The following is an 18,563-nucleotide window of genomic DNA, read 5'->3' as shown; positions in this document are numbered from 1 at the left end:
TTGTCTCCGAAGTTGTCTGTTGTGAAGGCCGAAGTGGATGCTAGGCATCGCACCTCGGCCGCACAAGTTCAAACTTCGGCCGAAGGCGGGTCGAACTAGCGCACTGGCGGTGCCGGCGCCCGCACCATGCGCGCCAGCAGGCGTTCACCGGCCAGGCCCAGGTCGTCGCAGCGGCCGGCGTGCACCGGCGAGGTCTGGATGCTGGAGCTGCGCGGCGCCACCAGCCAATCGAAGCGCTCGCGCAGCGACAGCCGGCCCAGCGGCCCCGCGCCAGGACCGCCTTCGCACACCACCGGCAAGGTGGCCAGGGTGGCGCGCACCAGGGTCAGGTCCACGCTCGGGTCCAGCGCCTGCAGGCGCGCTTCGTCGAGCTCGATGAAAGCCTTCAGGTAGCCGGCGCGGGCACAGGCGATGATGACGCCGGCATTGATGAACTCGCCCCGGTCCACCCGTGGCACCACGCGGACGATGGCGTAGTCATAGGTGTGCAGCGTGGGCACGGACGGCCTCCTCGACGAATGCACGCGGCGCCTGCAGGCGGCTGCAGAAGTACTCGCGATAAGCCGCGCGGTGTTCGGCCGGGCTGGCGAACGGCGTGTCGCCCGCCAGCCAGGCGTCCGGGATCAGGTCGACGATGCCGGCCACCACCTCCGGCGTGATGGCCCGGCTCAATCGGTCGTCCGCCTCGGGCAGGCGGTCCGCCAGGTCGATCAGCACATGGTCCCTGATCTGCACGAACGGCCGCCGGCTGCGCGCGAGCACGTCGTTCCAGTCGTGGTGGAAGAACAGGGCTGCACCATGGTCGATGAGCCACAGGCGCCGGTGCCAGCACAGCATGTTGGTGTTGCGCGGCGTGCGGTCCACGTTGGTGATGAAGGCATCCAGCCAGACGATGGCCGACGCCAGCTCGGCGCTGGGCGGCTGGGCCAGCAGCTCGAAGGTGATGGAGCCCGGCAGGAAATCGAGCGCCAGGTTCAGGCCGGCGCTGGCGCGGATGAGGTCCTGGATCTCCGGGTCGGGCTCCGTGCGGGCGAGTTCGGGGTCCAGCTCCGCGAGCACGATCTCGGGCACGTCGAGGCCGGCCGCACGTGCAAGCTCGCCGCCGATGAGCTCGGCGATCAAGGCCTTCGCGCCCTGGCCCGCGCCGCGGAACTTCAGCACGTACATGCCATCGTCATCGGCCTCGATCACGGCCGGCAGCGAGCCGCCTTCGCGCAGCGGCGTCACGTAGCGGGTGGTGCGCACGGTTCGCAAGGGGCGGCTTTCGGCTCGAAGCGGGTGGAGGCGCGCATTGTGCGCGAAGGGGACGCGTTGAGTCGGCTTGGCGGGGTGGTTGCGTCAGGCCCCCAGTAGTCTGCGCGCCAGCACGGATTGCATGTCCCGGCGGCCATCGACGATCAAGTAGATGACGACCCGGGCCCCAACGACGCGGTAGATCACTCGATAGGGCTTGAACGAGGTCTGGCGGTATTCCTTGATGCCCAGTGCCAAGAGTTCTTTTGGGTAGCTGCCACGCTCGGGAAACTGCGCCAGCCCCTCCACGACCTCCATCAAACGGTCGAGAACGTGATGGGCCTTGGCCACACTGTCGAACTCGGCGATGTGGTCGTAGAGGGACTCCAGGTCCTGCTCCGCGCCGTGGGTGAGCAGAACCTCATGACGCGGCGACCTGCCGACCATCAGGCCGTGGGCCGCTTTGCGCGCAGCCGCGCCACCACATCGGCAACCGGCTTGACCCGAGCCGCCTCCACGTCTTGCTGACCGAGCGCCAGGATCTTGAGCAGGGCCAGTGTCTCCTGTGTCTCTTCGAAGGAGGCCACGTCCTGGAGCACGGCCTTGGCCTCGCCGTTCTGGGTGATGACCAGGGGCTGGCGCTGCTCGGCAAGCTGAGTCAGCACCTCTGCGGCGTGGGCCTTGAGGTAGCTGATCGGCTTGACTTGAGATGAGTAGCGCATCGGTATGCCCTTGGGACGGAATCGGACTGAATATAGTCTTTTATCGGTCTTGCACAACCGGTCTGCCTGCCAACAACGGCTCGGGCGGACGGACGCGCCGCACAAAGCACAAGGGGCTTAGCATCGCTGCTAAGCCCCTTGTTGGATCTGGTGGCGCTTCAGGGACTCGAACCCCGGACCTGCGGATTATGATTCCGTCGCTCTAACCGACTGAGCTAAAGCGCCTTGAAGCCCGCGATTATAACGTGGCTTCAGCGGTCGGGAAACCCGGCCCCAACACCCCCTCCTGATGTTCAGCTTCTTCAAGAAAAAATTCGCGCCCGCACCGCCGCCGCCAGCTCCCACGCCTGCGCCGGCTGCGGACGAAGCCAGCAGCTTCGACATCCCGATGCCGGGCTGGGCCGGCAGCAACAGCGCGCCCGCGCCCAAGCCGGCGCCGGATGACGCCGCACCGGTCAAGGAATTCGACATCCCCATCCTGGCCGAGCTGGTGCCGGCCGACCCGCCCACGCCCGAGCAGCGCAGCCGCTGGATCGAAAAGTTGCGCGCGGGCCTGGCCAAGACCGGCTCCAGCCTGTCCTCGGTGTTCAGCCGCACGACGATCGACGACGACCTGTACGAGGAACTGGAAGAGGCGCTGCTGATGGCCGACGCCGGCGTCAAGGCCACCCAGTTCCTGCTCGACGACCTGAAGCGCCGGGTGCGTGAGACCCGCACCACCGACCCGCAGGCCGTGCGCGGGCTGCTGATGGACGCGCTGACCGATCTGCTCAAGCCGCTGGAAAAGCCGCTGGCCATCGGCCAGTTCACGCCTACCGTGATGATGGTGGTGGGCGTCAATGGCGCGGGCAAGACCACCAGCATCGGCAAGCTCACCCGCCATTTGGCCGATGCGCAGCAGAAGGTGCTGCTCGCGGCGGCCGACACCTTCCGCGCTGCGGCACGCGAGCAGCTCACCGTCTGGGCCGATCGCAACGAGGTGCAGATCGTCAGCCAGGAGGGCGGCGACCCGGCCGCGGTGACCTACGACGCGGTGGTGGCCGGCAAGGCGCGCAACTGCGACGTGGTGATCGCCGACACGGCCGGCCGCCTGCCCACCCAGCTGCACCTGATGGAAGAGCTGAAGAAGATCCGCCGCGTGATCGCCAAGGCCGACAGCACCGCGCCGCACGAGGTGCTGCTGGTGGTGGACGGCAACACCGGACAGAACGCGCTGACGCAGGTGAAGCACTTCGACGAAGCGCTCACGCTCACCGGCCTGATCGTCACCAAGCTCGACGGCACGGCCAAGGGCGGCGTGCTGGCCGCCATCGCGCGCGAACGGCCGGTGCCGGTGTACTTCATCGGCGTGGGCGAGAAGCTGGAAGACCTGGAGACCTTCGACGCGCGCGAGTTCGCGGAAGCGCTGCTGAGCTGAGCTGAGCCGGCGCCGTAGCGGCCGGCGGATTCAGGGCCGGCGCTGTTGTGGCGAGCTGGCTGTCGGCTGCTGTTCGAAATCGTCGAACCAGGTCGAGGGCGGCGGCTCGTGCAGGTCGCCGGGCGTGGTGTCGTCCACTTCTGCCACCGGCATCGAGCTCAACCCGGTGGCGCCGAACTGGCGCCCGCCCATGGGCGCGTCATGGCGGCTGGGTGTGTCCTCGGGTTCACCGTCGGGCAGCAAGGCCTGGCGCACCGCGGCAGGCGAGGGGAGTTCGCCTTCCTGCCACACCAGCACGCGGATCTTGGCCGCCTCGAGCACCCGCTCCATGCGTTCCAGGCGCTGGCGCGCGCGTTCGCTTTCACGTGCGGAGCGCACCTCCACCACGGCCATCACTTCGGAGTTGCGGTCGCACACCACCAGGTCGGCGCTCAGGCTGCCGGCGCGCTTGAGCCATTCGGCATACGAATAGCGCGTGGGCACCTTGAGGAAGCGCGACAGCGGCACCTGGGCCAGCACCATGCATTCGGGCAGCGCACGCACCAGCACGGCATACGCCTGCCGTTCATGGCTGGAAAGAATGCGGGTCGCATGCGGCTCCCAGGCCATCACCGTGTCCAGGGATTCGAACTGGTGCGGCTTGGGCTTGCGCGGCGCCTCGACGGGCCGGCGCTGGCGCATCCACACCAGCACCACCAGGCCGATCGCCAGTGCCGCCAATGCGCCCCAGGTCCAGGTGTTCATCGAACGTGAGGGTGAAACAAGGAACCGGCGAACCTAACCGCCGGGCCGGAGGAGGTCAACGGGTGAAGGGTATCACCCCGTATCCATGCGGCTGTCAGCGCGGCATGCCGCCCATGCCCTTCATGCCGCCCATGCGCTTCATCATCTTCATGAGGCCGCCGCCCTTCATCTTCTTCATCATCCCCTGCATCTGGTCGAACTGGTTCAGCAGGCGGTTCACCTCCTGCACCTGCACACCGGCACCGGCGGCGATGCGGCGCTTGCGGCTGGCCTTGATAAGCTCCGGCTTGCGGCGCTCCAGCTGGGTCATCGAATTGATGATGCCTTCCATGCGGCGCACGTCGCGCTCGGCGCGGTCCATGTCCGCCGGGCCGGCCTTGGCCTTGTTCATCATCTCGGTGGGCAACTTGTCCATCAGGCCGGACAGCCCGCCCATCTTCTTCATCTGGGTGATCTGGGACAGAAAGTCGTTCAGGTCGAAGCCGGAGCCGGACTTCACCTTTTCGGCCAGCTTCTGCGCAGCCTCCATGTCCACGCCCTTCTGCACCTCCTCCACCAGCGCCAGGATGTCGCCCATCCCCAGCACCCGGCCGGCGTGGCGCTCGGCGTCGAACACTTCCAGGCCGTCGATCTTTTCCGACACACCCGCGAACTTGATCGGCGCGCCGGTCACCTGGCGCACCGACAGCGCCGCGCCGCCGCGCGAGTCACCGTCCAGCTTGGTGAGCACCACGCCGGTGAGCGGCAACGCGTCCTTGAAGGCCTTGGCAGTGTTCACCGCGTCCTGGCCCTGCATCGCGTCCACCACGAACAGGGTCTCGATCGGGTTTAGCGCCGCGTGCAGGTCTCGGATCTCGGCCATCAGCGCTTCGTCGATCGCGAGACGGCCGGCCGTATCCACCAGCAGCACGTCGAAGTAGTGGCGGCGCGCATGGTCGAGCGCGGCCAGCGCGATGTCGCGCGGTTTTTGCGTCAGGTCGGACGGGAACCATTCGCCGCCGGCCTGCCGCGTCACCGTCTTCAGCTGCTCGATGGCGGCGGGCCGGTATACGTCGGCCGACACCGTGAGCACCTTCTTCTTGCGCTTCTCGATCAGGTGCTTGGCCAGCTTGGCGGTGGTGGTGGTCTTGCCCGCGCCCTGCAGGCCGGCCATCAGGATGACCGCCGGCGGCTGGGTCGCGAGGTTGAGGTCGCTGACCCCGGCGCCCATGGTGGCGGCCAGCTCCTTGTGCACGATGCCCACCAGCGCCTGGCCGGGGTTGAGCGAGCCTACCACCTCCTGGCCCAGCGCCTTGTCCTTCACGCGGGCGATGAAGTCGCGCACCACCGGCAGCGCCACGTCGGCCTCGAGCAGCGCCATGCGCACCTCGCGCATCATGTCCTGCACGTTGCTTTCGGTGATGCGGGCTTGGCCGCGCATGGTCTTGACCAGGCGCGACAGGCGATCGGTGAGGGCGGAAGCCATGGAGTGGGGTGCGCAACCCGGCGAACGCGGGCGCGAAAGTAAACTGTCCGGATGATTTTATCCCTCGGGTCCCACAGCGGCGCGGGCCTGCTGTCGCTGGTGGTCGCCTGGGTGGCGATGCTGGCGTACGGCCTGGCCGCGCTCACCGGTGGCGGCGAGCGCCGCTGGCCGGCCGTGGCCTGGCAGCTGGGCTGGCTGGCGCATGGCGTGGCGCTGGTGATCGACTTTGCCGCGCTGGACGAACCGCATGGCGCCGGTGCGCGCTTCGGCTTTGCGCCGGTGCTGTCCATCACCGCCTGGCTGGTGCTCACGGTGCATGCGATCGAAAGCCGCTTCGTGCCGCTGCCGCAGGTGCGGCGTGTGCTGGCGGCGCTGGGTGCATTGGTGGTGCTGGTGGCGGTGATCTTCCCCGGCGAGCCGCATCCCCTGGCCAGCTCGCCGTGGGTGCCGCTGCACTGGATGCTCGGCGTGGCGTCCTACGGCCTCTTCGGCGCCGCGGTGCTGCATGCGTCCATGCTGGATTCGGCCGACCGCCAGCTGCGGCTGAAGGCGGGCAGCGCGGGCACCGGCCCGTTCGGCATGCCCCTGCTGCGGCTGGAGCGCCTGACCTTTCGTTTTGTCGATGCGGGTTTCGTGGTGCTCACCGCCACCTTGCTGCTGGGCGCCTGGTCCACCGCGCAATGGCACTGGAGCCACAAGACCGTGTTCTCGCTGCTGGGCTGGGCGGTGTTTGCGGCCCTCATCGTGGGGCGTCACCTGTGGGGCTGGCGCGGGCGCCGCGCCACGCGCTGGCTCTACACCGGTGCGGTGCTGCTGCTGCTGGCCTACGTGGGCTACCGCTTCGTGCTGGAGGTGCTGCTGCACCGCAGCGCCTGATGCCATGGGCCTGATGCGATGAAATACCTGCTGATGATCCTGGTGATCGGCGTGGTGCTGTGGTTTGCCGTGCGTCGGGCCAACCGCAACCTGCCGCCCAGGCGCCGTGGCGCCGTGCCGCTGCAGACCATGGTGCGCTGTGCGCAATGCGGGGTGCACCTGCCCGCCGGCGAAGCCGTGGCCGATGGGGCGCTCTACTTCTGCAGCCCTGCGCACCGCGCACTCGGCCCGGCCGCGCCTCGATGAAGGCGAACGACCTGCCCCGCGGCAACCGGCGCCAGCGCGACCGCCGTCGCGGCGACCGCCGGCGCGAAGAGCGCTCGATCGACGAATCCTGGTTCGGCGTGCTGGGTGTCAATGGCGCCAGCGACCTGCACGGCGACAGCTGGGACGATGAAGACGAGTCGCGCCTGGAAGGCTGGCGCGGCGACGATTCCACCCCGACCGACAGCCGCTTCCTGCCCCGCCAGGCGCTGCGGCTCATCTCCGGCGGTGGCTCGGCCTTCCAGCGCATCTACCGCACCTTCGTCACCGCGCGTGCAGCGCTCGGCGTGGCACTGGTGGTGGCGCAACTCGTGGGCGCGGTGTTCGGCCTGCGCGGAGCGGGCGGGCCGCTGGTGGTGTGCCTGGCCTACGCCGCGCAGGCGATCGCGCTGTGGATCATGCCGCGCTTCCGTGCGCCGGCCAGCCCGCGGTCGCTGGCGCGGGTGAGCAGCCCGCAGTGGCTGGCCACCATCGGCGTGGACCTGCTGGCCTTCTCGGTGCTGCACCTGCTGGAGCCCACCTCCAACTTCAACTACGTGGCGCTGCTGGTGCTGCCGGTGCTGATGGCCGGCGTGCTGACGCCACGCGTGATGGCGCTGGGCGCTGCGGCGGCCATCGCGCTGATGCTGCTGGGCAGCGCCTGGCGCGCCGGATTGCATGGCGGCGACATGACCGCGCCCATGACCCAGGCGGGCCTGGCCGGCATCGGCTTTTTTGTCATCACCTTGCTCGCCGGCGAGCTGGCCGGGCGCCTGGCACGCGAGGAGCTCACCGCACGCGGCACCCTGCAGCTGGCGCGCCAGCAGGCGCAGCTGAACCGGCTGGTGATCGAGCAGATGCAGGACGGCGTGATGGTGGTGGACCGGCGCGGCCGCGTGCGCACTGCCAACCCGGCGGCCCGCCTGCTGCTGGGTGCCCACAGCATGTGCCGGCCGGCGCCCTTCGTGCTGCAGGAGACGCTGGCCTGGAATGCCTTGACTGAAGCGGTGCAGCGCGCCTTCACCGAAGGCAGCTGGCCCGAGGCCGGGCGCGAAGTGGTGCTGCCGTTCGAGCCGGGCTTGTCGCGCACGCTGGTGGTTCGCGTGCGTTTTACCCGCCGCCTGCCCACGCCGGCCGACGCGGTGGACAACCCTGAGGCGCAAGGCGGCGAGGAGCTGTGTGTGCTGTTCCTGGAGGACCTGCGCAGCGTGCAGGGCCGCACGCGCCAGGAAAAGCTCGCTGCCATGGGCCGCGTGTCGGCCGGCATCGCGCACGAGATCCGCAACCCGCTGGCGGCGATCTCCCAGGCCAACGCCCTGCTGGAAGAGGACGCACTCACGCCCGACCAGCACCGGCTTACCCGCATGGTGGCGGAGAACGCCGAACGCCTGAAGCGCATCGTCGACGACGTGATGGAGGTGGCGCCCGGCACGCCGCCCAGCGCGCGCGTGATCGATGCCACCGCCGAAGTGGCCAAGGTGTGCAGCGAGTGGGCACGCACCGTGCACCTGCCGCTGGGCGAAGGCAGCCGGCTGCGCGTGAAACTGCCGCGCGAGCCGGTGGGCGTGGCCTTCGAGCCCGACCACCTGCGCCGTGTGCTGATCAACCTGCTGGACAACGCCCGCCGGCACGCCAGCGAGAACCCCGGCGCGATCGTGCTGCGCCTGCGCGCCGACAATGAACACGCCGCCACGCTGTCGGTGGCCAGCGACGGCGCGCCGATACCGCCCGAGGTGGAGCGGCATCTGTTCGAGCCGTTCTTCTCCACCCGCAGCCGGGGCACCGGGCTCGGCTTGTATATTTGCAAGGAGTTGTGCGAGCGCTATGGCGCCACCATCGACTACCGCCCCGGCGCCGTGCAGGATGCGCACCGCAATGTCTTCCTGGTGGTCATGAAACGCGGCGCCCTCCTGCTGCCCGAACAGAGCCCTCTGCCATGAACTCCCCCTCGCACTTCAGCCTGCTGGTCGTCGACGACGAGCCGGACCTGCGCACGCTCTACGAACTGACCCTGCTGCGCGAAGGCTACGACGTGGAGACCGCCGGCTCGGTGGACGAGGCCTGGCTGCACCTGAAGGACCGCACCTACAGCGCCGTCATCACCGACATGCGCCTGCCCGACGGCACCGGGCTGGACCTGCTCAAGCGCCTGGAGCAGAGCGCGCGCCGCGAAAAGGCGATCGTGATCACCGCCTACGGCTCGTCCGAGAACGCGGTGGAGGCGCTCAAGGCGGGCGCCTACGACTACCTCACCAAGCCGGTGGACCTGCGCCAGTTCCGCGCCGTGGTGGCGTCCGCGCTCGGGCGTGCGCCGCAGACCTCGCCCACGGTGGTGCCGGCCAGCCTGCCGTCGGAAACCGGGGCGCCGGCCAAACCGGCCGCCGAGCGGGCCCCCTCGGCCCCCCTGCCCGAACCGCCCGCCGCGCCGGCCGGTCCGTCCAGCGTGACCTTGCGCCGCCTGGTGGGCCAGTCGGGTGCCATGCAGCAGGTGCGCGGCCTGGTCGAGAAGGTGGCGCGCAGCATGGCGCCGGTGCTGGTGCAGGGCGAGTCGGGCACCGGCAAGGAGCTGGTGGCACGCTCCATCCATGAAGTGAGCCCGCGTGCGGCGCACCCGTTCATCGCGGTGAACTGCGGCGCCATCCCCGAGCAGCTGCTGGAGGCGGAGTTTTTCGGCTACCGCAAGGGCGCCTTCACCGGCGCTGCGGACGACCGCGAAGGCTTCTTCCAGGCGGCCCAGGGCGGCACCCTGTTCCTCGACGAGATCGGCGACCTGCCGCTGTCCATGCAGAGCAAGCTGCTGCGGGCGATCCAGGAGCGCTCGGTGCGCGCGATCGGCGCGATGAACGAGGTGCCGGTGAACGTGCGCATCCTCAGCGCCACGCACAAGGACCTGGCCGCCGAGGTGCAGGCCGGCCGCTTCCGGCAGGACCTGTACTACCGCCTCAACGTCATCCAGATCCGCGTGCCGCCGCTGCGCGAGCGCAGCGAGGACCTGCCCGCCATCTGCCAGGCGGTGCTGGAGCGCATCGCGCGCGACGCCGGCGTGTGGCCGCCCCCGGTGCTGTCGCGCGATGCGCTGCTGCACCTGTCGCACTACAGCTTTCCCGGCAACGTGCGCGAGCTCGAGAACCTGCTGCACCGGGCGGTGGCCCTGTCCGGTGGCGAGGTGATCGAGCGGGTGGACCTGGGCCTGCCGGAAGACTCGTTCGCCGACACCGAGGTGGTCGACCTCGACATCCTCACCGACAGCGGCGAATCGGCGTACTCGCCGCCCACGCCCGCGCCTGTGGCGGCGAATGCGCCGCCGCCGCTGCCCAGCGACCTGGTGGCCTACCTGGACGACGTGGAGCGCGACATCCTCGTGCGCGCGCTGGAGCGATATCGCTTCAACCGCACGGCTGCCGGTGCCAGCCTGGGTTTGTCATTGCGCCAGATGCGCTACCGCATGGCCCGCCTGGGCATCAACGTGGCCGACCACGTGGGCGAGCGGCTCGACGGGCTGTGAACCCGGGCGTGGCCGACTGGCACGACGGCTGGTGGCGCGGCGCTCGCGCCTGCGCCTCGCCCAACTTCGGCCCGCGGCCGGAGAGCACGCCGATCGACCTGGTGGTGCTGCACTCGATCAGCCTGCCACCCGGGGTGTACGGCGGCGACGAGATCGAGCGGCTGTTCACCAACCGGCTCGACTGGGAGGCCCATCCGTACTTCCAGCAGATCCGCGGGCTGCAGGTGTCGGCCCATTTTCTGGTGCGGCGCGATGGCCAGACCGTGCAGTTCGTGTCCTGCGATGCACGCGCCTGGCACGCCGGCCGCTCGCAGTGGCAGGGGCGCGACAACTGCAACGATTTCTCCATCGGCATCGAGCTGGAAGGGCTGGAGGGCGAAACCTTCCATCCGGCCCAGTACACCGCCCTGGTGCCGTTGCTGCGGGCCGTGGCCGCCCGCTACCCGGTGCGCCATGTCGTGGGCCACGAGCACGTGGCGGCCGGCCGCAAGATCGACCCGGGCCCGGGCTTCGACTGGGCCGCGCTGCAAGCCGCACTCGGCTGGGACGACGCCCGGTTTCCGGCGCGCGCCTAAGCCAAAAAAAGCCGACAAAAGCAAGCGCCGCCCGCCGGCGCGCTGGGTCTTCACACGATTGTTCAATCGGGAAAGCCCGCATGGGGTACGCTATAGGTAGTGCTTAAAGTGCTGTGCCGACACCAGATGTAGTGCCTGAGCGAATCCAAACGATCCACGTGCACTCCACCGAATCTCCACAGGCTTTTCCACAATCGCCCGATCCGCGCAACGAACGCGGCCACGGGTGGCGGTGCTCAGGGCACCGCCTTCACAACACACAGATCTCCAACATCCACCTCGCCCAGGCCGCGCCGCGTCGCCGCCTGGCGGGTTGACTGCTTCATGAGAAGGGCCCCTATGCAAACTGTCGTCACCCGTTCTTCCGAGTCGTCCGCGCCCCAAGCCGTGGCAGCCGCTGCCTCGGCGCCTGCCACGGCATCGGCCTACCAGGGCTACCAGATCATCCGTCGCAACGGCGCGGTGGTGTCCTTCGAGCCGAACAAGATCGCGGTGGCGCTGATGAAGGCCTTCCTCGCGGTGCACGGCACCCAGGGCGCGGCCTCGGCCAGCGTGCGCGAGACGGTGGACGGCCTGACCGAGAGCGTGGTGCGTGCGCTGCTGCGTTCGCGTCCGGGCGGCGGCACCTTCCATATCGAGGACGTGCAGGACCAGGTCGAGCTCGGCCTGATGCGCGGCGGCCACCATGAAGTGGCACGCGCCTACGTGCTCTACCGCGAGCGCCGTGCGCAGGAGCGGGCCAAGCAGGGCGAGACCCCGGCCGCTGCGGAACCGCAGCTGTTCGTGCTGGACGCCGGCGTGCGCGTGCCGCTGGATTCGGCCAAGCTGCAGATGCTGATCGAGTCGGCCTGCGCCGACCTGGGCGCCGACGTGAAGCCGGAGCCCATCCTCGCCGAGACGCGCCGCAACCTGTATGACGGCGTGCCGATCGACGAGGTGTACAAGGCCGCCATCCTGGCCGCCCGCACGCTGATCGAGAAGGACCCGGGCTACACGCGCGCCACGGCACGCCTGTTGCTCCACACGATCCGCCGGGAAATCCTCGGCGAGGAAGTGATGCAGGCGGACATGCAGGCCCGTTATGCGGACTACTTCCCCGGCTTCATCAAGAAGGGCGTGGACGCGGAACTGCTGGACGAGAAGCTGCTGCAGTTCGACCTGGCCAAGCTGGGCGCTGCGCTCAACGCCAGCCGCGACCTGCAGTTCGACTACCTCGGCCTGCAGACGCTGTACGACCGCTATTTCCTGCATGTGCGCGACCACCGCATCGAGATGCCGCAGGCCTTCTTCATGCGCGTGGCCATGGGCTTGGCGCTGAACGAGATCGACCGCGAAGCGCGTGCGATCGAGTTCTACGAAGTGCTGAGCAGCTTCGATTTCATGAGCAGCACGCCCACGCTGTTCAATGCCGGCACGCGGCGCTCGCAGCTGTCCAGCTGCTACCTCACCACGGTGGCCGACGACCTGGACGGCATCTATGAAGCGCTGAAGGAAAACGCGCTGCTTTCCAAGTTCGCCGGCGGCCTGGGCAACGACTGGACCCGCGTGCGTGCGCTCGGCTCGCACATCAAGGGCACCAACGGCAAGAGCCAGGGCGTGGTGCCGTTCCTCAAGGTGGTGAACGACACCGCCGTGGCGGTCAACCAGGGTGGCAAGCGCAAGGGCGCGGTGTGCGCCTACCTGGAAGCCTGGCACCTGGACATCGAGGAGTTCCTCGAGCTGCGCAAGAACACCGGCGACGACCGCCGGCGCACCCACGACATGAACACCGCGAACTGGATTCCGGACCTGTTCATGAAGCGGGTGCACGAAGGTGGCGACTGGACCCTGTTCTCGCCCAGCACCTGCCCGGACCTGCACGACAAGTTCGGCACCGCCTTCGAGGAGGCCTACACCGCCTACGAGGCCAAGGTCGACCGCGGCGAGATCAAGCTCTTCAAGCGCATGCCGGCCAAGGACCTGTGGCGCAAGATGCTGTCGATGCTGTTCGAGACCGGCCATCCCTGGATCACCTTCAAGGACGCCTGCAATGTGCGCAGCCCCCAGCAGCATGCGGGCGTGGTGCACAGCAGCAACCTCTGCACCGAGATCACGCTGAACACCAGCGACACCGAAATCGCGGTCTGCAACCTGGGCTCGGTCAATCTCGCGCAGCACATCTTGGACGGCGCGATCGACCATGCCAAGCTGAAGAAGACGGTCGCCACCGCGATGCGGATGCTCGACAACGTGATCGACATCAACTACTACGCGGTGAAGAAGGCGCGCGATTCCAACCTGCGCCACCGCCCGGTGGGGCTGGGCATCATGGGCTTCCAGGATTGCCTGTACCAGCTGCGCACGCCCTACGCCAGCGAGGCGGCGGTCGAGTTCGCTGACCGCTCGATGGAAGCGGTGTGCTACTACGCCTACTGGGCCTCCACCGAGCTGGCGGCCGAGCGCGGCCGCTACTCCAGCTACCGCGGCTCGCTGTGGGACCGGGGCATCCTGCCGATCGACTCGCTGGACCTGCTGGCCCAGGCGCGCGGCGGCTACGTGGAAGTGGACCGCTCGACGAGCCTGGACTGGGACGCGCTGCGTTCGCGGGTGCAGGAGCACGGCATGCGCAACTCCAACTGCGTGGCCATCGCGCCCACCGCCACCATCTCCAACATCATCGGCGTGGATGCGTCGATCGAGCCGTGCTTCGGCAACCTCTCGGTCAAGAGCAACCTGTCGGGCGAGTTCACCGTCATCAACGAGTACCTGGTGCGCGACCTCAAGAAGTTCGGCCTGTGGGACGACGTGATGGTGATGGACCTCAAGCACTTCGACGGTTCGCTGCGCCGCATCGACCGTGTGCCGGAAGAGCTGAAGGCCTTGTACGCCACCGCGTTCGAGGTGGAAACCCAGTGGCTGGTGGAAGCGGCGGCGCGGCGCCAGAAGTGGATCGACCAGGCGCAGAGCCTGAACATCTACATGGCGGGTGCCTCGGGCAAGAAGCTCGACGAGACCTACAAGCTCGCCTGGCTGCGTGGCCTGAAGACCACCTACTACCTGCGCACCATGGGTGCCACGCACGCCGAGAAGTCCACGGTGAAAGCGGGCGCGATGAACGCGGTGAGTTCGGGTGGTGGCGTGTCCGCGCTCGATGCAGTGGCCGCACAAGCGCAAGCGCAAATGGTGCAGGCAGCGGACGCCGCACCGGCCACCGACATCAAGTTCTGCGCGATCGACGACCCCACGTGCGAAGCGTGTCAGTGATCGCTGTCGGCGCATCGTCGATGCGCTGAATGCGGCTCGCATCGCAACGAGGAAATGCGATGCGAGGCCGCAACAACGACATCGCGTTGATGTCAAGAAGTGCTTGGTGTTTGCACACAACACTCCGATAATTCACAACATTAGGAAGTACACACATGCTGGTCTGGGACGACGAAGTCAAACCGACGACTCCATCAAACAGCACCGCGCCTCAAGCATCACGTGACGCGCGGGCCGCGACCCCGTCGCCGCTTCCGACGCAGGTTGCAGCGCAGCCCGCTCTCCAGTCCGCCGTCCCCGCACGGCCCGCCGCTCCGGCCGCCATCCCCACGCCGCCCGTCATTGCCAAGCCGATGCAGTCGCAGCCCACGCGCCGCGTGAACATGGCCGACAAGCGCATCATCAACGGCGCCACCGACGTGAACCAGCTGGTGCCGTTCAAGTACAAGTGGGCCTGGGAAAAGTACCTCGCCACCTGCGCCAACCACTGGATGCCGCAAGAGGTGAACATGTCGCGCGACATCGCGACCTGGAAGGACCCGAACGGCCTGAGCGAAGACGAGCGCCGCATCATCAAGCGCAACCTCGGCTTCTTCGTCACCGCCGATTCGCTGGCCGCCAACAACATCGTGCTGGGCACCTACCGCCACATCACGGCGCCGGAGTGCCGCCAGTTCCTGCTGCGCCAGGCCTTCGAAGAAGCGATCCACACCCACGCCTACCAGTACATCGTGGAGTCGCTGGGTCTCGACGAGAGCGAGATCTTCAACGCGTACCACGAGGTCGCCTCCATCCGCGAGAAGGACGAGTTCCTGATCCCGTTCATCGACGCGATCATGGATCCGCACTTCCACACCGGCACGCCGCAAGCCGACCAGACCCTGCTCAAGAGCCTGATCGTCTTCGCTTGCCTGATGGAAGGCCTGTTCTTCTACGTCGGCTTCACGCAGATCCTGGCACTGGGCCGCCAGAACAAGATGACCGGCGCTGCCGAGCAGTATCAGTACATCCTGCGCGACGAGTCGATGCACTGCAACTTCGGCATCGACCTGATCAACCAGATCAAGCTCGAGAACCCGCACCTGTGGACGCCTCAGTTCAAGGCCGAGATCAAGGCCCTGTTCCTGAAGGCGGTGGAGCTGGAATACCGCTACGCCGAGGACACCATGCCGCGCGGCGTGCTGGGCCTCAACGCCAGCATGTTCAAGGGCTATCTGCGCTACATCGCCAACCGGCGTGCCACGCAGATCGGGCTGGAAGAGCTCTTCCCGAACGAGGAGAACCCGTTCCCGTGGATGAGCGAAATGATCGACCTGAAGAAGGAGCGCAACTTTTTTGAAACGCGCGTCATCGAGTACCAATCCGGTGGCGCACTGAGCTGGGACTGACGGCAAAGCTCGCCTAGAAGCTTTCCGCGGTTCCGCCGATAAGAGATCAAGATTCGCGAGACTTGGATCGCCGTCGTCAGATACGGTGGGCAAGGACCGCAACCCCGTTCACCGCACCGGGGCAGCCCTTAAGGCCTTGAGCCGAGGGGTACAGCAACGGGCGGTGAATCGCTGCACTGGTTCGAACGGTGCAGTGCTCTTTGCCACTTGATCAAGGAGATTGTTATGGCAACTGCGAAGAAGGCTGCGGCGAAAAAGGCCCCGGCGAAGAAGACGGCGGCGAAGAAGGCCGCTCCGGCGAAGAAGGCTGCAGCGAAGAAGGCTGCACCGGCGAAGAAGGCAGCACCGGCCAAGAAGGCCGCTGCCAAGAAGGCGCCGGCGAAGAAGGCTGCAGCGAAGAAGGCCCCGGCCAAGAAGGCGGCGGCGAAGAAGGCTGCACCGGCGAAGAAGGCCGCAGCGAAGAAGACCGCTGCGAAAAAGGCGCCTGCGAAGAAGGCCGCTGCGAAGAAGGCAGCGCCTGCGAAGAAGGCGGCCGCCAAGAAGGCGCCGGCGAAAAAGGCCGCTGCGAAAAAGGCGACGGCGAAGCCGGCTGCGAAGAAGGCCGCTGGCAAGAAGGCTGCAGCCAAGAAGGCACCCGCCTCACCTGCTGCCCCTGCCGCCCCTGCGCCTGCACCTGCGCCGGCGGCTCCTGCGGCCAAAACCGCGCTGAGCCCCGCTGCTGCGTGGCCGTTCCCCACGGGCAACAAGCCCTGAGGATCCGGCTGCCGCAAGGCAACCAAACCCGGCTTCGGCCGGGTTTTTTCATCTGCGCTTCACTGACAATCGCGTGAGCCCAACATGGCCTGGCAGTGCCTCTCGGCGGTGAATGCGGAATCCACCGCGCTGCTGGTGTCCGTGGTGCCGAATGCCAAGCGCACCGAAGCCGTCGGCCTGCACGATGGCTGTCTGCGGGTGCGGCTGGCTGCGCCCGCGCTCGAAGGGCGTGCCAACGATGAGCTGATCGCCTGGCTGGCGGATCAGCTGGGGGTGGCGAGGCGCGAGGTGGTGCTCCAGCAGGGGGCGTCGTCAAGGCGCAAGCGGCTGGTGATCGCCATCGAGCCAGACCGCGTGATGCGCTGGCTCGACGGCCTGCAGCTTCCTTTAAGCTGAAAGCCGTGCGAGGGTTACTGCACGCCAAGCGCGGCGCGGTCTACCACGTGGTTCTGCGGGCCGGCGCAGCCGATCTTCAGTGCACCCAGGCGGTTGCCAAGCTCGACGCAACGCTGCAGCGGCCAGTCTCGCTCCAGGCCATACAGCAGGCCGCCGCGGAAGGCGTCGCCGCAGCCGGTGGGGTCGACGACCGCATTGGCCTTGACGCCCGGCACCACGCTGCGTTCACCGTTTTCCCAGATCTCGCAGCCTTCAGCACCCAGCGTGACCACCACGCCGCGCAGGTTGGCGCTGCGTGAGAGCTCGGCCAGGCTCATGCCGGTGCGCTCGCTCAGCATGCGGCCTTCATAGTCGTTCACCGCCACCCAGGTGGCCAGCGAGACGAAGTGGCGCAGTTCGGCGCCGTCGAACATCGGCAGGCCCTGGCCCGGGTCAAAGACGAACGGGATGCCGGCAGCGGCCAGTTGCTCCGCGTGCTGCAGCATGGCGTCGCGACCATCGGGCGCGATGATGGCCAGCTTGACGTCGGCGCGCCGGGGCACCGGCGTCTGGTGAGCGTTGGACATCGCGCCCGGATGGAACGCGGTGATCTGGTTGTTGTCCTGGTCGGTGATGATGATCGCCTGCGCGGTGTAGCTCTGTTCATCCAGGCGCACGCTCGAGGTGTCCAGTCCCCAGCCTTGCAGGCGCTGCAGGTACTCCTTGCCATCGGCGCCCAGCGCGGCCAGCACCACCGGCTCGCCGCCCAGCTGGCGCAGGCTGTAGGCGATGTTGCCGGCGCAGCCGCCGAACTCACGCCGCAGCGTGGGCACCAGGAAGGACACGTTCAGGATGTGCACCTGGTCGGGCAGGATCTGCTGCGCGAAGCGGCCCGGGAACGTGGTGATGGTGTCGAAAGCGAGTGATCCGCAAATCAAGGCCGGCATGGCGTCTCCGCAAACAAAAGGGTGTCAGGGTCAGGGGTAGAAGATCTCGACGGTGTAGCCGACGATGGGGTGGGGGCCGGTGGACAGCGCGGCCTGCAGCGGCAGTTCCGCACCACCGGGGATGCTGGCCTGGGGCGCGCCCAGCTGGGCCGCGGTGAAGGCCTTGCGTGACACCAGCTGGCCCTGCGAATCCGTGAGGCTCAACTCGATGGCCGGCAGCAGCACCGGCACGCTGGAGCGGTTGTGCAGCACCACCGACAGGCGGTAGGTGCCGGGTGGTCCGAGGCGGGTGAGTCCGGTGGAATCGACGATCAGGCTGTCCAGCCGGCGCGGCGGCTCCACATGGCAGCCCACGGCATGGCACAGCGGGTCCAGCACGGCGCGCAGCGCGGGCCACTCTGCCGTCAATTGGGGGCGCAGCTGCACGCCGATCTGGCCGGCCAGCAGCAGGCTCGCCAGCACCAGCAGCACCGCCATGCCGGCGCGCACCCGCGGCTGCTGCCAGCGCGCCTCGCGCTCGGCCAGGCGCACGAACTGCGGCGCCGGTGGCGAGGCCGGCTTGGGGGCCGGGGCAGGTGCCTGCAGCGCGGCCAGTGCAGCCGATGCGGTGCCGCCGCTTTCTTCATCCAGCAACGCGAGGTTGAAGCGGGCATCCGCGAAGTCCGACTCGTCCTCGGTGTCGTCGTCATCGGACGCGGGCTCGAAGCTGTCGCGTGACGGTGTGTGCAGCAGGGGCTGCGTGGCCAGGCCCGCCGGGTCCGGTGGTTCGTCGGTGAGTTCGGCCGGCGTGTCGCGCTCGGCGTCGGGCTGCTGCGTGGAGTCCCATTCGGCGTCGGCAGGCGCCGGCGCGCGCGGCCAGGGCGGAGGCGCCTCGCGCTCCAGGTCGAACAGGTTCTGCAACGCGTTGAAAACCTCCTGGCAGCGGCCGCAGCGCACCCAGCCCTCGGACACCTTGAGCTGGTCCTGCACGACACGGAAGATGGTTCCGCAGGTGGTGCAGCGGGTGGCGAGGCTCATTGGGGCGCCCCTCGGCCTGCGGCCTGTCCCGCCGAGCGGGAATTCGCCTCTTCGGGCGGC

18 protein-coding genes and 1 tRNA gene are annotated in these 18,563 nt (G+C 68.2%); 10 read left to right on the top strand and 9 right to left on the bottom strand.

Annotated features, from left to right (window positions below):
* Nucleotides 1-95 precede the first annotated feature (95 nt).
* From VPH43_RS01780 to VPH43_RS01760, 5 genes are all read right to left on the bottom strand, one after another.
* Entirely contained in the window at nt 96-500 is a 405-nt protein-coding gene (locus VPH43_RS01780; RefSeq protein WP_328575928.1) for a DUF3037 domain-containing protein, read from the bottom strand.
* Nucleotides 478-1,245, bottom strand: coding sequence for a HipA family kinase (locus VPH43_RS01775; RefSeq protein WP_328576194.1), 768 nt, complete (start codon nt 1,243-1,245; stop codon nt 478-480). Before VPH43_RS01775 ends, VPH43_RS01780 begins: the two co-directional genes overlap by 23 nt.
* A 93-nt stretch (nt 1,246-1,338) precedes the next feature.
* Nucleotides 1,339-1,680 (bottom strand): type II toxin-antitoxin system RelE/ParE family toxin, encoded by a 342-nt coding sequence (locus VPH43_RS01770; RefSeq protein ID WP_328575927.1) that lies wholly within the window; start codon nt 1,678-1,680, stop codon nt 1,339-1,341.
* Nucleotides 1,680-1,955: a type II toxin-antitoxin system Phd/YefM family antitoxin gene (locus VPH43_RS01765; protein ID WP_328575926.1), complete on the bottom strand. Its 276-nt coding sequence runs from the start codon at nt 1,953-1,955 to the stop codon at nt 1,680-1,682. Before VPH43_RS01765 ends, VPH43_RS01770 begins: the two co-directional genes overlap by 1 nt.
* 148 nt (nt 1,956-2,103) lie before the next feature.
* Nucleotides 2,104-2,180, bottom strand: a tRNA-Met gene (locus tag VPH43_RS01760).
* 64 nt (nt 2,181-2,244) lie between these two features.
* On the opposite strand from VPH43_RS01760, the gene ftsY reads away from it, so the two are divergent.
* Nucleotides 2,245-3,372: a signal recognition particle-docking protein FtsY gene (ftsY, locus tag VPH43_RS01755; protein ID WP_328575925.1), complete on the top strand. Its 1,128-nt coding sequence runs from the start codon at nt 2,245-2,247 to the stop codon at nt 3,370-3,372.
* A gap of 30 nt (nt 3,373-3,402) precedes the next feature.
* Here the strand turns inward: ftsY and VPH43_RS01750 are convergent, their stop codons facing one another.
* Together VPH43_RS01750 and ffh are read right to left on the bottom strand one after the other, a co-directional pair.
* Nucleotides 3,403-4,116, bottom strand: a complete 714-nt coding sequence (locus VPH43_RS01750) for a DUF2726 domain-containing protein (protein ID WP_328575924.1) — start codon at nt 4,114-4,116, stop codon at nt 3,403-3,405.
* 94 nt (nt 4,117-4,210) lie between these two features.
* Nucleotides 4,211-5,581 carry a signal recognition particle protein gene (gene ffh / locus VPH43_RS01745; protein WP_328575923.1) on the bottom strand — a complete coding sequence of 457 codons (1,371 nt, stop codon included), beginning with the start codon at nt 5,579-5,581 and terminating at the stop codon, nt 4,211-4,213.
* 51 nt (nt 5,582-5,632) lie between these two features.
* Between ffh and VPH43_RS01740 the strand changes: the two genes are divergently transcribed.
* The 9 genes from VPH43_RS01740 to VPH43_RS01700 all read left to right on the top strand — a co-directional run bounded on the left by VPH43_RS01740 (nt 5,633) and on the right by VPH43_RS01700 (nt 16,560).
* Nucleotides 5,633-6,457: a cytochrome C assembly family protein gene (locus tag VPH43_RS01740; RefSeq protein WP_328575922.1), complete on the top strand. Its 825-nt coding sequence runs from the start codon at nt 5,633-5,635 to the stop codon at nt 6,455-6,457.
* An 18-nt stretch (nt 6,458-6,475) separates the two neighbouring features.
* Nucleotides 6,476-6,703 (top strand): PP0621 family protein, encoded by a 228-nt coding sequence (locus VPH43_RS01735; protein ID WP_328575921.1) that lies wholly within the window; start codon nt 6,476-6,478, stop codon nt 6,701-6,703.
* Nucleotides 6,700-8,640: a two-component system sensor histidine kinase NtrB gene (locus VPH43_RS01730; protein WP_328575920.1), complete on the top strand. Its 1,941-nt coding sequence runs from the start codon at nt 6,700-6,702 to the stop codon at nt 8,638-8,640. Before VPH43_RS01735 ends, VPH43_RS01730 begins: the two co-directional genes overlap by 4 nt.
* A complete protein-coding gene (locus VPH43_RS01725; protein WP_328575919.1) occupies nt 8,637-10,205 on the top strand; it encodes a sigma-54-dependent transcriptional regulator in 1,569 nt (522 codons plus the stop codon). The genes VPH43_RS01730 and VPH43_RS01725 overlap by 4 nt, the downstream gene beginning before the upstream one ends.
* 8 nt (nt 10,206-10,213) lie before the next feature.
* Nucleotides 10,214-10,780, top strand: a complete 567-nt coding sequence (gene ampD / locus VPH43_RS01720; RefSeq protein WP_328575918.1) for a 1,6-anhydro-N-acetylmuramyl-L-alanine amidase AmpD — start codon at nt 10,214-10,216, stop codon at nt 10,778-10,780.
* A gap of 339 nt (nt 10,781-11,119) precedes the next feature.
* Nucleotides 11,120-14,023 (top strand): ribonucleoside-diphosphate reductase subunit alpha, encoded by a 2,904-nt coding sequence (locus VPH43_RS01715; RefSeq protein ID WP_328575917.1) that lies wholly within the window; start codon nt 11,120-11,122, stop codon nt 14,021-14,023.
* 155 nt (nt 14,024-14,178) lie between these two features.
* Nucleotides 14,179-15,411 carry a ribonucleotide-diphosphate reductase subunit beta gene (locus VPH43_RS01710; protein WP_328575916.1) on the top strand — a complete coding sequence of 411 codons (1,233 nt, stop codon included), beginning with the start codon at nt 14,179-14,181 and terminating at the stop codon, nt 15,409-15,411.
* Nucleotides 15,412-15,636: 225 nt separating this feature from the next.
* Nucleotides 15,637-16,164, top strand: coding sequence for a histone H1-like DNA-binding protein (locus VPH43_RS24620; RefSeq protein ID WP_442909181.1), 528 nt, complete (start codon nt 15,637-15,639; stop codon nt 16,162-16,164).
* Between the two features lie 84 nt (nt 16,165-16,248).
* On the top strand, nt 16,249-16,560 hold the full coding sequence (locus VPH43_RS01700; protein ID WP_328575914.1) for a DUF167 domain-containing protein: 312 nt from the start codon (nt 16,249-16,251) through the stop codon (nt 16,558-16,560).
* Between the two features lie 14 nt (nt 16,561-16,574).
* Here the strand turns inward: VPH43_RS01700 and VPH43_RS01695 are convergent, their stop codons facing one another.
* Complete coding sequence (locus VPH43_RS01695) at nt 16,575-17,486, bottom strand: carbohydrate kinase family protein (RefSeq protein WP_328575913.1); 912 nt, start codon at nt 17,484-17,486, stop codon at nt 16,575-16,577.
* A 30-nt stretch (nt 17,487-17,516) separates the two neighbouring features.
* Complete coding sequence (locus tag VPH43_RS01690; RefSeq protein ID WP_328575912.1) at nt 17,517-18,503, bottom strand: zinc-ribbon and DUF3426 domain-containing protein; 987 nt, start codon at nt 18,501-18,503, stop codon at nt 17,517-17,519.
* Nucleotides 18,504-18,563: the final 60 nt, after the last annotated feature.

This window comes from Ideonella sp. BN130291, from assembly GCF_036231905.1.
Classification (GTDB): domain Bacteria; phylum Pseudomonadota; class Gammaproteobacteria; order Burkholderiales; family Burkholderiaceae_C; genus CAMLIZ01.
The sequence above is the reverse complement of the archived record's forward strand: the minus strand, read 5'-3'. Positions and strand labels throughout refer to the sequence as shown.

Excerpts from the sequence above, each read along its gene's own strand:
- VPH43_RS01730 (WP_328575920.1), top strand. The coding sequence starts at position 6,700 with ATGAAGGCGAACGACCTGCCCCGCGGCAACCGGCGCCAGCGCGACCGC.
- VPH43_RS01710 (WP_328575916.1), top strand. The coding sequence starts at position 14,179 with ATGCTGGTCTGGGACGACGAAGTCAAACCGACGACTCCATCAAACAGC.
- ftsY (WP_328575925.1), top strand. The coding sequence starts at position 2,245 with ATGTTCAGCTTCTTCAAGAAAAAATTCGCGCCCGCACCGCCGCCGCCA.
- VPH43_RS24620 (WP_442909181.1), top strand. The coding sequence starts at position 15,637 with ATGGCAACTGCGAAGAAGGCTGCGGCGAAAAAGGCCCCGGCGAAGAAG.
- VPH43_RS01690 (WP_328575912.1), bottom strand. The coding sequence starts at position 18,503 with ATGAGCCTCGCCACCCGCTGCACCACCTGCGGAACCATCTTCCGTGTC.
- ffh (WP_328575923.1), bottom strand. The coding sequence starts at position 5,581 with ATGGCTTCCGCCCTCACCGATCGCCTGTCGCGCCTGGTCAAGACCATG.
- VPH43_RS01700 (WP_328575914.1), top strand. The coding sequence starts at position 16,249 with ATGGCCTGGCAGTGCCTCTCGGCGGTGAATGCGGAATCCACCGCGCTG.
- VPH43_RS01765 (WP_328575926.1), bottom strand. The coding sequence starts at position 1,955 with ATGCGCTACTCATCTCAAGTCAAGCCGATCAGCTACCTCAAGGCCCAC.
- VPH43_RS01725 (WP_328575919.1), top strand. The coding sequence starts at position 8,637 with ATGAACTCCCCCTCGCACTTCAGCCTGCTGGTCGTCGACGACGAGCCG.
- VPH43_RS01750 (WP_328575924.1), bottom strand. The coding sequence starts at position 4,116 with ATGAACACCTGGACCTGGGGCGCATTGGCGGCACTGGCGATCGGCCTG.
- VPH43_RS01715 (WP_328575917.1), top strand. The coding sequence starts at position 11,120 with ATGCAAACTGTCGTCACCCGTTCTTCCGAGTCGTCCGCGCCCCAAGCC.
- VPH43_RS01735 (WP_328575921.1), top strand. The coding sequence starts at position 6,476 with ATGAAATACCTGCTGATGATCCTGGTGATCGGCGTGGTGCTGTGGTTT.
- VPH43_RS01740 (WP_328575922.1), top strand. The coding sequence starts at position 5,633 with ATGATTTTATCCCTCGGGTCCCACAGCGGCGCGGGCCTGCTGTCGCTG.
- VPH43_RS01770 (WP_328575927.1), bottom strand. The coding sequence starts at position 1,680 with ATGGTCGGCAGGTCGCCGCGTCATGAGGTTCTGCTCACCCACGGCGCG.
- VPH43_RS01695 (WP_328575913.1), bottom strand. The coding sequence starts at position 17,486 with ATGCCGGCCTTGATTTGCGGATCACTCGCTTTCGACACCATCACCACG.